This window comes from Streptomyces sp. 4F14, from assembly GCF_048159485.1.
In the GTDB taxonomy this organism is placed as follows: domain Bacteria; phylum Actinomycetota; class Actinomycetes; order Streptomycetales; family Streptomycetaceae; genus Streptomyces.
The window spans coordinates 1-378 of record NZ_JBLRVY010000219.1 but is presented as its reverse complement, the minus strand read 5'-3'; the positions used below and the strand labels follow the sequence as shown (position 1 = coordinate 378).

Genomic DNA, 378 nt, shown 5'->3' with positions numbered 1-378 from the left:
CGGATGTCCAGCAGGTCGGCGGCCTCCTGGTCGGTGGGCTCGGCGACGGACGCCCCGGCGTGCCGGCGGGTGCGCACGAAGCCCTCGGACTCCAGGGTGCGCAGCGCCTCGCGCACCGGGACCCGGGACACCCCGTAGCGCTTGGCCAACTGCTCCTCCGTCAGCCGGCTGCCCGGCGCGAAGAACCCGCTGACGATGTCGTCACGGATCGCCGCGCACACGGCTGCGGCGGAAATCCGGCGGCCCGCAGCGCCGCTCCCGTTCACGTCCGACCCCACATCGCAGATTCCTTCCGGTGCGCGCCGACGACCGTCCTTTTGATCCGCGCGCAACGGAGGAGCCGGCGTTTCTGCCGCGACTCTATTCCAGTGCGGCGTC

General features: G+C 72.5%; 1 protein-coding gene. It reads right to left on the bottom strand.

Annotated elements, in window-relative coordinates; genetic code table 11:
* On the bottom strand, positions 1–278 hold a 278-nt coding region (locus tag ACLZOT_RS50410), incomplete at its 3' end, for a GntR family transcriptional regulator (RefSeq protein ID WP_416976046.1).
* Positions 279–378: the final 100 nt, after the last annotated feature.